6 protein-coding genes and 1 pseudogene are annotated in these 8,718 nt (G+C 72.4%); 2 read left to right on the top strand and 5 right to left on the bottom strand.

What is annotated here, in order from left to right:
• Nucleotides 1-88: 88 nt before the first annotated feature.
• From ACZ7J0_RS33570 to ACZ7J0_RS33555, 4 genes are all read right to left on the bottom strand, one after another.
• Complete coding sequence (locus ACZ7J0_RS33570) at nucleotides 89-859, bottom strand: sporulation protein (protein ID WP_470893839.1); 771 nt, start codon at nucleotides 857-859, stop codon at nucleotides 89-91.
• A gap of 807 nt (nucleotides 860-1,666) precedes the next feature.
• Nucleotides 1,667-2,869 (bottom strand): protein kinase domain-containing protein, encoded by a 1,203-nt coding sequence (locus ACZ7J0_RS33565; RefSeq protein ID WP_470893837.1) that lies wholly within the window; start codon nucleotides 2,867-2,869, stop codon nucleotides 1,667-1,669.
• Nucleotides 2,866-6,339: a WD40 repeat domain-containing serine/threonine protein kinase gene (locus ACZ7J0_RS33560; protein WP_470893835.1), complete on the bottom strand. Its 3,474-nt coding sequence runs from the start codon at nucleotides 6,337-6,339 to the stop codon at nucleotides 2,866-2,868. Before ACZ7J0_RS33560 ends, ACZ7J0_RS33565 begins: the two co-directional genes overlap by 4 nt.
• Before the next feature lie 4 nt (nucleotides 6,340-6,343).
• Nucleotides 6,344-6,982, bottom strand: coding sequence for a DUF7019 family protein (locus ACZ7J0_RS33555; protein WP_470893834.1), 639 nt, complete (start codon nucleotides 6,980-6,982; stop codon nucleotides 6,344-6,346).
• A 286-nt stretch (nucleotides 6,983-7,268) separates the two neighbouring features.
• Here ACZ7J0_RS33555 and ACZ7J0_RS33550 point away from each other — a divergent pair.
• Nucleotides 7,269-7,412: pseudogene (locus ACZ7J0_RS33550) on the top strand (cold-shock protein); the annotation flags it as partial.
• A gap of 331 nt (nucleotides 7,413-7,743) precedes the next feature.
• Nucleotides 7,744-8,205 (top strand): hypothetical protein, encoded by a 462-nt coding sequence (locus tag ACZ7J0_RS33545; protein WP_470893841.1) that lies wholly within the window; start codon nucleotides 7,744-7,746, stop codon nucleotides 8,203-8,205.
• A 307-nt stretch (nucleotides 8,206-8,512) separates the two neighbouring features.
• Here ACZ7J0_RS33545 and ACZ7J0_RS33540 read toward each other — a convergent pair.
• Nucleotides 8,513-8,718 (bottom strand): integrase core domain-containing protein (locus ACZ7J0_RS33540; protein WP_470893832.1); only part of this gene is annotated, 206 nt, incomplete at its 5' end.

Below are 8,718 nucleotides of genomic sequence, written 5' to 3'. Positions count from 1 at the left end.
CTACGACAAGCGCCGTTACGTCTACCTCGGCACCGCAACTGCCGCAGCCCTCACCATCTGGCTCCGAACGTGATCGACCGGACAAGTCCTAGTCGTGTGCCTGGCCGAGGGCGTCGAGACGGCTGATCCAGCTCCGAACTTCCTCGGTGAAGTCGAAGCGTCCGGCCTCGTGGTGGGCAGCGACGAAGCGCAGGGCCGGAGGCTTGTCCTCCCAGGCGGTGTGGCGCCGATCGGCCTCGCGGAGGAAGATCTCGCTGCCGACCGCGTTGGTGTGGAAGCTCAACTCCAGCGGTCGCGGGCCGGCGAGCAGGAAGATCTGCCAGAGCGAGAGGTGCCATTCGACGTCGGGGATGGCGGGCTTGTTGACCGTGGTGAGGTCGCAGCCGTAGCCGGCGGCGGTGAAGGCGTCCAGGACCGTCTCGTGCAGGGGGAGCGTGGTGATGCGCACCGGGTCGTAGTCCCGCTGGGCCTCGGCCCCCTCGATCTTGACGCCGGTGCTCAGGCCCAGGTCGGTGCCGCCGAGCTTCCGGCCGCGGGTCTCGGACACCGGGGTCTCCCACCGGAGCCGGTGCTCGAAGGGCACCCGGCGCTCCTCGCCCCCCGCGAGGGTGAAGTATCCGCCCTTCGCGTAGAGGTAGTCGATCGTGTCGCCCTTCATGCCCTCGCCGCCGCCCTTGCGGACCTGGGGCGGGTTGTAGAGAAGCGTCAGATTGATGCCGTTCACCTTCACGGCGCGGTCCGGGGCGCGCAGCACCACTTCGCCGGTGAGCAACTCGCCGGGGCGGGCCGGTTCGGACTGGAGGATCGTGTTCACTTCGAGCGGTATGCCGCCCTTGCCCAGCAGACGTTGGAAGACCATGGACGCAGGCTAGTCAAACCGGCCCGCCAATGATCACGCGTTCCGCCCGGCAGACAGGATCCGGAAGAGACGGCCCAGCGGGGACCGAGTCGCGGGTGCGGGCGCGGCTCGATGCACCGACGCTCCGCATAGACGACTGGACTCGCATGCGAACACAGCGGGCAAGCGGCCACGACGGACTCCAGGAAGGACTAACTGATCGTTTCAGAATGAGGTTCTGAGGCATCTCAAGCACATGGTGGTGCAGGCGAGTTGGAGCAGACCGAGGCGAAGGACGGGGCGTTTCTCGGTGCACCTGATAGAGCCTGGCCCTCGGCTGTCTTGCCTTCCCAGACCGGACTGTCGGCCGCGGGCTGGGGATGGAGCCTGGAGTAGCTGCACGACGGCTTCGCCGGGCCGCCGGTCCCGTGTCCGCCCGAACCCGTCGTGTCCACGGAGGGGACGCGCCCTGCTGGCCGCGCGTGTCGGCGGCCCCGGCGCGCCGGCTCAAACCGGGCAGTCGCCCAGCCCGTCGAGAGCCACGGCCTCGGCCAGGGGCGGACCGCCGTACCGAGCATGTTCCCCGCTTACGACCAGCCCGTGCCGATGGCGACCCGCGTTGGCACCGGGCGCAGCGTTGTCAGACCCACATCCGCACCACCCTCGACCGGCTGAAGAAGGCACTGGAGTCGGACGACGCACAGGCCAAGACGTAGCGCCAGGGGCGCCAGGGCGCTGCGGCTGGGCGGCCGGGCACCGACCCCGGCCTCCCGACGAGACGGCCGGTGTCGCCGCAGGCCTGTCGGCGGCCGTACTGCCCCGCGTGCCTCACAGCGCCTCTTCCAGCGCGGTGGCCAGCTCCGCCGCCGAGGTGATCTCGATGCCCGGTCGGTCGACCAGCGCGGCGTCGAGGACGGCCGCGAGCCGGCGCGGCACGGTCGCAAGCCGGTCCCGGATAGGCACCGGCGGTTCGCGCAGGACGACGGCCACCGGGTCGGCGCCCGGCGGGAAGTCCCGGGGGGTGGCGCCCGTGAGCATCCAGTACAGGCACGCGGCGACCGCCCACACATCCACCTCCGGGCGTGCGTTGCGGTAGTCGATCAACTGCGGCCGGGCCATGAACGCGACCGAGCCGGCCACCGACCCCGTCCGTGTGTGACCGGACAGCCCCGCCTTCTCGAACGCCTTGGCCAAGCCGAAGTCCGCGAGCTTCACCGTCCCCGCCGCGTCGAGCAGCAGGTTCTGCGGCTTGACGTCCCGGTGCACCAGCCCCTTGGCGGTGGTGACCGCGCCGTCGGCCAGCCGGACCGGCACGGGCGCGGTGTGCGCATGGCCGAGCCCGGCCAGGGCCTGCAGGGCCATCGGCACCGCCTCGTCGACCTCCAGACGGCCGCCGCGCCGCGCCACCAACCGGTCGAGGCTGCCGCCCGCGCAGTACTCGGACGTGAGGTAGAGCCGGCCGTCGACGGCGCCGCCGCCGCGGAACCCCACGATGTGGGGATGCCGCAGCGCGCGCATGCTCTCGAGCTCGCGCAGGAACCCCTCGCGCGCCCCCGGGCCGACGGCCACCCCCGGCAGCAGCACCTTCAACGCCACGAGGTCCTCGCCGTGGCCGGCGAGGTACACCACGCCCTGGGCGCCGGAACCGAGCTCCCGCAGGACGCGGTAGCCGTGCAGCGCCGACAGATCGGGCTCGCCGGCGTCGGCCGCGGCCAGCAGGGCGCGCACGATCGTGAACGGCGCGCCCACCCGGATGACCGCGTCCGCCACCTGCACCGTGTCACCCGCCGTCAGGTCCAGCTCCACCACCGCCGCGCCGTTGACGCGGGTGCCGTTGCGGCTGCCCAGGTCACGCACCCGCACCTGCGGCGGGTCGATCTCGAACACGCAGTGCCGTCGGGAGACCTGGGGCACGTCGATCCGCAGGTCGCAGTCCTCGCCGCGACCGACCAGGACGGTCGCCCGGCCGGCGAAGCCGAACTCCCGGGTGCCCCCGGGGCCGTGCACGGTCAGGGTCACCGGCGCGGTCATCCGTCGTCGTCCGGGAACGCGTAGTCCCAGTCCAGCTCCCACACCCTCACGGTCCCGTCCCACGCACCCGAGAGCGCGCGGCGGCCGTCCGCGCTCAGCACCACGGACATCACGTCCCCGGTGTGGCCCTCCAGGACGCGCAGACACACGCCCGTCCGCAGGTCCCACACGCGCACCGTCATGTCCTTCCCGCCGGCGGACGCCGCGAAGACCCCGTCATGGCTCACCGCGATCGACTCGACGGCGCCCTGGTGCCCGGTCAGTCTGTGCACCTGCCTGCCGCTCCCCAGGTCCCAGACGCCGACCGCGGCGTCCCTGCCGCCCGCGAGCACCAGCCTGCTGTCGGTGCTCACCGCGAGCGCCCGCAGATCCGCGGCACCGGCCCGCAGCGTGCGCCGGCGCCGGCCGCTGCGGGGGCTGCGTACGTCGACGGCCCTGGTCCGCTCACCCGCCGAGATCAGATGACGTCCGTCGGGGGAGATCGCGAGGAGTCCGGTGAGGACTCTGCGCGTCCTGCGGCGCCGGCCGGTGCCCAGGTCCCAGATCCGCAGGGCCGGCCCCGCGTACAGGTTGTCACCGGTCACAGCGGTCGCGCCGTCTGGGCTGACGGCGATGTCCGGCCAGGACCGGTGCGGCAGCCGGTGCAGCAGGCGCCCGCTGCCGAGGTCCCACACGTACGCGTCGTCCTCGGCGCCTGCCGTCACGGCGATCCGCCCGTCGGCGCCGAGCACGATCTTCTGCACATCGTGGCTGTGGCCGACCAGTTCGTGCGTGCGCCGTCCGGATCGTACGTCCCACACGAGCAGCCGCCCGTCCGGCCCGCCGGCGATCACCGAGCGGCCGTCGGGCGACAGAACGAGACAGCGGACGAACACGCGGTGGCCGGGGAGCGTGTGTCTGCGCTGCCCACTCCCCACGTCCCAGACCACCACGTTGGCGTCCTGGTCGGCGGTGACGGCGGTCTCGCCGTCGCCGGACAGGGCGATCGGCACCGTGCCGGCGAGGGTGGCTCGCTGCCAGGCGCCGCTCAGGGTGGTACGCGTCCCGAACCGGCCGATCTCGCCGCGCAGCTCCATCAGTTCGGGGCGGTGCTGGTGCCCGGGGTGCTCGCGCGCGGCCCGAAGCACCTCGGCCGCCTCCGCGGGCCGGCCCGCGGAGGCGAGCGCGCGGGCGCGCTCCAGCATGGCTCCCACGGCGCTCGCGTGGTCCACGAGGTCCGCGTGACCGAGGGGCCGCTGGTAGTGCCACGGCGCGCGCGGGCCCGGCGGCAGCCGCCACCACCGGACACGCCGGTCACTGCAACCGAGTGCGGCCATGGTCCCGTCGGCGGTGAGCGCGGTGGCGTCCACCCCGACACGCCACAGGGTCAGCGTCCGCACGCAGCGCAGGGCGGGGCCCAACTCCCATACCCGCAGCCGTCTGTCATTCGACAGCATGACCCCGGTGGAGAGCGCGACCCGACCGGAGTCGTCCAGCGCCGTCCAGCCCCAGTCGCTGTCGCAGGACACCGTGCGTACGACCGCCCCGGTGAGGGTCGCGCACACCCGTAACTCCCGTGCCCGCAGGTCGAACTGCAGCGCCAGCGTCCGGTCGCCGCTCAGCGCGACCGAGCCGTCGGACGCCAGGTCCCGCACCAGCGATCCCGTGGAGACCTCCCAGACGCACAGCCGTCCGGTACCGGCGCGCAGCACGTACCGCCCGTCCGCGGTGAGGCCGACCGTGCACGAGGACCAGCGCTCCTCGCGCACGGTCCAGCTCCTCAGGCACCGGCCGGTACTCACCTCCCACAGCCGCACGGGTCCGTCCGGGCCGCCGGTGACGACGAGGTCCCCGGCGATGTCGACCGATTCCTGCCAGCCGGCCCCGGTGTCGGTGAGGAAGCCCACCTCCCGGCCCGTCGCGAGGTCCCAGACCACGACGGTGCCGTCCATCCGGATGGTCGCGGCGAGATCGCCGCCGGCCGCGACAGCGGTGACGAGCTGGTCGTCGACGCGCAGGATCGCGTTGCACGTCCCGGTCGCCGGATCCCAGAGGCGGGCCGTCCCGTCAGGGGAGCTGCGGTAGTCGCCCCGGCTGTCGCCCGCGCCGGAGAGGATCTGGCCGGAGCCCGTCAGCGCCACGGACCGCACCCGTCCGGTGTGCCCGACGAGCAGGTCCGGGATGCGGTCGCCGGGCTCGCGCTCGGCCGCGGCCAGGGCCGCGGCGGCATCCGCGTCGAGCGGCCGGCGGGCGACCACCGCGCCGAGCCGCTCGATCGCCTCGGCCGGCGCGCCGCGCTCCAGGTGGACCAGCCCGAGCAGGTACTCGCCCATGCCGGCGCCGCCCTCGTCCGCGCAGACCGCCTCCAGCTCGGACACCAGCTGGGTGTCCGTCAGCCGCCCGGCCCGCCAGCGGTGCAGCCCTCGGTTGTAGACGGAGGGCGCGTGATGGGCCTCCGCCCGCAGCGCCGCCTCCCACAGCTCCTCGGCCTGCGCCACGCGCCCCAGGTCGATCATGGAAAGCGCCTGGTTGGAGAGGCCGTCGGCGAGCAGCGTGGCCGGTACGGGCGCCCGCCGGGCGTAGGGCTCGCCGGTGACCTCGGCGTGGAGGGCGGCCAGTTCGTCGGCGAGCGCGCCCATGCGGCGCGGCCGGCGCTCGGGATCGGGGGTGAGACAGCGGCGCAGCAGGTCGGCGACCGCCGGCGGCATCGGGGGCGGCCCGGGACGCACCGGCCCGCGGTCGAGGAAGGCCGCCAGCGCCTCGGCGCCCGCCTGGCCGTATCCCGCGCCCGGCATACCGCCGTTGAACATCTCCAGCACGGTCAGCGCCCACGACCACACGTCCGTGGCGCGGGTGAGCCGGCGTCCGCCCGCCTCCGCGGCGGCCGTCGCCTGCTCGGGGGAGCAGTACGCCCTCGTCATCCCGCCGTAGCTGGCCGCCAGGCTCACGCCCGGCGGCGCGACGGCCCTCTCGCCGCCCGCGACACGGGCCTTGGCGAGGCCGAAGTCGGTGACCTTGGCCGTCCACGCACGGTCGACCATCACGTTGGCCGGCTTGACGTCCTGGTGGATCAGCCCGTTGGCGTGCGCGTGCTCGAGCCCCCAGGCGATCTGCACCGCCACGTCCAGGATGCGCCGGAGCGCCGTCTCCCGGCCGCCCTCGTACAGCCGCCCGTCCCCGACGACGTCCGCGACGCTGCCCCCGTCGACCCACTCGGCGAACACCCGCGGCACCTCGTCGATCCTGCGGACGTACACGCACCCCACCGTGTGCGGGTGCAGTCCGAGGCCCACCCACGTCTCGGCCTCGGCCTCGAACCCGCCCCGCGCGTCGAGGCGTTCCACGAGCGCCGGCCGGGGCGTCTTGACCGCCAGGTCGACTTGCCAGCCACGGTGGCGGACCCGGTGCACCAGGCCCATTCCGCCGCCGTGCACGACATCGAGCACCTCGTACTGGTCCAGAACCACCTCGCCGGGCCGCCACTGCCGCATGGCGTCAGTCGGCCTGGGCCACGTACAGCGGGGTCCCCAGCAGCACACTCAACGCGCGCCCACCGTCCATCTCCGGGTACGGGCTCGGCCCGTGCAGCAGCCGTTTGGCGACGAACTCCATCTTCTGCCGGACGCCTCCGAGCCGGGCGTTGGCCCGGTGCACGAGCCCGAGGGCCTCCGGATCGCCCTGCGGGACCTCGCCCTCGCGCTCCCCGAGCCCGCGCAGCAGCACCGGCATCGCGGAGCGCATCGTCGCCCGGTCCTCCGCCCCGCCCATGCCGATGTGATGGTGCAGCGACCCGCCGAGCCCGACGATCGTCGTCTCGCTGCGGCCGCCGAAGTACAGCAGGTCGGACCCCTCCTCGGTGCGCATCGGCCCCCACGCCATGGGCAGGACGCCCCTGAAGTACTGCCCGGGCTCGTCCACCGTGCCGACGTCCCCGTGGTCGTCGAGGTACTCCAACACCCGTTCCAGGCGGGCGTACCGGTCGGGGCCGGCCCGCTCCACGCTCCGTCTGCCCCCGACGACCTTCAGGTCGAAGGACACCTCGCCGGCGCGCTTGTGAAGGAGGGCCGGGTCCACCTGCGACAGCAGCATGTCGACCTTGGTGTCACTGATGTACTCGTAGAATCGATGGGACACGCCCCCAGGCTACCGATCCCCTCGCCGCTCGGCGCGTCGTGCGCGAGATGGGCCGGACTCCAACCACGGCCGCCGGGCGGCTCGTTCACCGCCTTCCCGAGCCGGTCGGACACAGGCCGCCCAATTCGTTGGCAGTACCACGCGACGCCGACGCCGTTCTGGTCGCCTTCGCCGAGACCGTCCGCGAAGTCGTCGCCACAGTCGATGAGTAGGTCACCATCCCCCGGCTTCCTGAGCTTCGAGCGCACACGCAGCCAGCGGCACCGTGAAGTGGTTCAACTCGGAAATGAGCTTCGGTTTCATCGCCCAGGACGGCGGCGGCCCGGACGTCTTCGCCCATTACTCCCACATCGCCGGCAGCGGCTACCGCGAGCTGGCGGAGGGTGACGCGGTCACCTTCGACGTGCCCCAGGGGCAGAAGGGCCCCAGGCCGAGAACATCGCCCGGAGCTGACGGCCGTACGCGCACCGCCCCGCCCGCGAAGATCACTACTCAGGGTGCTGGTGGGTACGGGCTCATAACCCAGAGGTCACAGGTTCAAATCCTGACCCCTCTGCTGATCGAAGGGTCCGGCATGCAACAGGCCCTTCGTCGTATCCCAACACCACGCGACAGCCGAGCGGTTGTCCGGGCCCCGACCGGAAGAGTCCGGTACGAGGATTGCCCGCTGCGCCTCGGGCGGTGTCCTTCCGCGCGGCGCCATGATCTACGGTCTCCTACTGCACGAGTACCGATCACTTCAGCAACGGGGAAGTACACACATGTGCAGGACAGCAACCCTCACCTTCACCCTGCTCGCAGCGGCCGCGCTGCTGACCGGGTGCGGCAGCGAGAAGAAGGACGCCGGCCCGGCCAAGGCGGGCGAGACCTCACCGAGCGCCTCGGCGAGCGGCGACGCGAAGGGCTCGTCCTCGGGGAAGAAGGGCGTTCCCCATCAGGTGGTCTTCGGGGTGGGCGGCACGGGCGCGGCCCAGGTCATGTGGATCGGGAACACCAACCACTTCGATCAGGTGACGCTGCCGTGGACGAAGACGGAGTCCATGCAGCTGGAGGGCGCCGAGCTGAAAGTCGGCGTCACGGTGTCGGTGGTGCCCGGCTCGATCAAGGGCCCGGACGGAATGCTCAAGCCCGCCCCCTGCACCATCAAGGTCGACGGCAAGCAGGTCGCTGACAACCAGGGCGGCAAGTCGGCCGAGCCCTGCACATACGAGCTCAAGGACTGACAGCCGACACCCCCACACGCGCTTCGCCAGGCTCCGACAAGGCGTTTGCGTATGCTCCGCCGCACCGCCGGGCGCGGCCCGGTGAGTGCCGCGTGCTTGCCCGCGCCTGCAACCCCACGCTCGGCAGCGAGGTTGGACAAAGACGGGATGATGACGCGGCTGGTGCCGCGCGAGGCCTCGATGTAGAGCCCGGTGAGGAACGGGTCCGCGCGGTACAGGGTGGCAAGAGCCCCATCAGGGCAGCGCCGCCGTGAACCGGACGGCTGTCTTGGATCACACCACGACCATGCTCATGTGACTGAGCACGCTAGGTGTATTGACCCGCAGGGTTGTTGACGCGGCTGATGGGCGGGTGTCCGTCGAGTGCGGTGTGGCAGCGGTGGTGGTTGTAGGTGTGGAGGAAGTCTGTCAGGGCTTGGGTTCGCTCGTTGTTTGAGGTGTAGGGCCTTAGGTAGGCCCACTCCTCGAGCAGGGTGCGGTTGAAGCGTTCGACTTTGCCGTTGGTCTGCGGCC

The organism is Streptomyces sp. NPDC038280 (assembly GCF_055600045.1).
The sequence above is the reverse complement of the archived record's forward strand: the minus strand, read 5'-3'. Positions and strand labels throughout refer to the sequence as shown.